Genomic DNA, 2,178 nt, shown 5'->3' on the forward strand with positions numbered 1-2,178 from the left:
GGCCTGGACCCCATCTACACCCTGAACGACAGCAGCATCGTCAGCGACGCGCTACGCGTCTGCGGCGGCGTGAACGTCTTCGGGCAAGCGCCCATCGTCGCCCCGCAAGTCACGCTGGAAAGCGTACTGGCCGCCCGCCCCGAAGCGGTGCTGGCGGGCGTCGCGCGGCCGGCGGACACGCAGCACAACCTGGCCGCCTGGCAGACGCTCGGGCTGCCCGCCGCCCGCGCGGGGCATGTCTACGGAATCGATGCCGACGCCCTGTACCGCCCGGGGCCGCGCCTGATCGACGCCGCCGAAGCCGTCTGCGCCAACCTGGACCGATTGCGCTGACCCGCCCGCCATGCAGCACGATCCGCAAATAGTGGAACGCGGGATTTCATTGCACACGCCTGCCGCGCGGCGGCGTGCTTTATCATTCGCTTAACAACCGTCAGTCAGCCTCCCGCGGGCTCCGCTCTTGCGCCCCCGCCCTTTGAACACCGCCATGACCACACAAGACACCCTCACCATCGCCGGACGCGCCTACTCGTCGCGCCTGCTCGTCGGCACCGGCAAGTACAAGGACTTCGAAGAGACCCGCGCGGCGCTGGACGCCAGCGGCACCGAGATCGTCACGGTCGCCATCCGCCGCACCAACATCGGCCAGAACGCGGGCGAACCGAACCTGCTGGACTACGTTCCGCCGTCGAAATTCACGCTGTTGCCCAACACCGCCGGCTGCTACAGCGCCGACGACGCGGTCCGCACCTTGCGCCTGGCGCGCGAACTGCTGGACGGCCACGACCTGGTCAAGCTGGAAGTGCTGGGCGACCCGCACACCCTGTTCCCCAACATGCCCGAAACGCTCAAGGCCACCAAGACGCTGGTCGACGAAGGTTTCAAGGTCATGGTCTATTGCACCGACGATCCCATCCAGTGCCGCATGCTGGAAGACATGGGCGCCGTGGCGGTCATGCCGCTGGCCTCGCTGATCGGCTCGGGCATGGGCATCCTGAACCCGTGGAACCTCCGGCTGATCATCGACCAGGCCCGCGTGCCGGTCGTGGTCGATGCCGGCGTGGGCACGGCGTCCGACGCCGCCATCGCCATGGAATTGGGCTGCGACGCCGTCCTGATGAACACCGCCATCGCCGCCGCGCGCGACCCGATCCTGATGGCCAGCGCCATGAAAAAGGGCGTCGAGGCGGGCCGCGAGGCCTTCCTGGCCGGCCGCATGCCCAAAAAACTGTACAGCGGCGCGCCCAGCTCGCCGACCGAAGGCCTGATCACCGCCGGCCCCGGTTCGACGAAATGAGCTCGCGCCCCCAGGACGGCAACGTCCGTCCCATTCCCCACGCGCTGACCATCGCCGGCGTCGACCCGTCCGGCGGCGCCGGCACGCTGGCCGACATCAAGGCCATCAGCGCGCTGGGCGCCTATGGGTGCGCGGTCATCGCCGCGCTGACCGCGCAGAACACGCAGGGCGTCACCGGCATTTCGCCCGTGCCGCCCGCCTTCGTGGGCCTGCAGATCGACACGCTGTTCACCGATGTGCGCATCGACGCCGTCAAGATCGGCATGCTGGGCCAGCGCGCCGTGATCGAGGTCGTGGCTGAAAAGCTGGCCAAATGGGCGCCGGCGCACGTGGTGCTGGACCCCGTCATGGTGGCCAAGAGCGGCGACCTGCTGCTTGAAAAGGACGCCGTGGGCGCCATGCGCGAAGCCATGCTGCCCCAGTGCACCCTGCTGACGCCCAACCTGCCCGAAGCCGGCGTGCTGCTGGAAGAACGGCCGGTGGAAACCGTCAAGGAAATGCGCCGCGTGGCCGAACGCCTGCGCAACAAGCTGGCGCATTCCGGCGAACGCTGGGTGCTGGTCAAGGGCGGCCATCTGCCCGGCAACGAGACCATCGACCTGCTGCACGACGGCGACCGGATGATCGAGCTGCCCGGCCACCGCATCGAAACCGCCAATACCCATGGCACCGGCTGCACGCTGTCGGCGGCGCTGGCCGCGCTGCTGCCGCAAACCGGGGACGTGCCCGAGGCCGCCCGGCGCGCCAAGGCCTACCTGACCGAAGCCATCCGCCACGCGGAACGGCTGTCGGTGGGTTCCGGCCACGGTCCGGTACACCACTTCCACGCCTGGTGGTGACTGCCCGGCAACCCTTGCTTCCTGGCAGGTTCCAGGGGCGCG

The 2,178-nt window shown here is 69.0% G+C and carries 3 protein-coding genes; all 3 read left to right on the forward strand.

Going from position 1 to position 2,178, the window contains the following annotated elements; translation table 11 throughout:
• Positions 1-333: TroA family protein (locus tag ACE039_RS14440; protein ID WP_485822661.1), on the forward strand; the 333-nt coding region annotated here is incomplete at its 5' end.
• A 154-nt stretch (positions 334-487) separates the two neighbouring features.
• Positions 488-1,297 (forward strand): thiazole synthase, encoded by an 810-nt coding sequence (locus ACE039_RS14445; protein ID WP_310034112.1) that lies wholly within the window; start codon positions 488-490, stop codon positions 1,295-1,297.
• Complete coding sequence (gene thiD, locus ACE039_RS14450) at positions 1,294-2,136, forward strand: bifunctional hydroxymethylpyrimidine kinase/phosphomethylpyrimidine kinase (RefSeq protein WP_485822662.1); 843 nt, start codon at positions 1,294-1,296, stop codon at positions 2,134-2,136. Before ACE039_RS14445 ends, thiD begins: the two co-directional genes overlap by 4 nt.
• The last annotated feature ends 42 nt before the right edge of the window (positions 2,137-2,178 follow it).

It is taken from the genome of Achromobacter maghribensis, from assembly GCF_057334215.1.

Bases quoted from the DNA above. Each gene is read 5' to 3' on its own strand.
- thiD (WP_485822662.1), top strand. From the start codon at position 1,294: ATGAGCTCGCGCCCCCAGGACGGCAACGTCCGTCCCATTCCCCACGCG.
- ACE039_RS14445 (WP_310034112.1), top strand. From the start codon at position 488: ATGACCACACAAGACACCCTCACCATCGCCGGACGCGCCTACTCGTCG.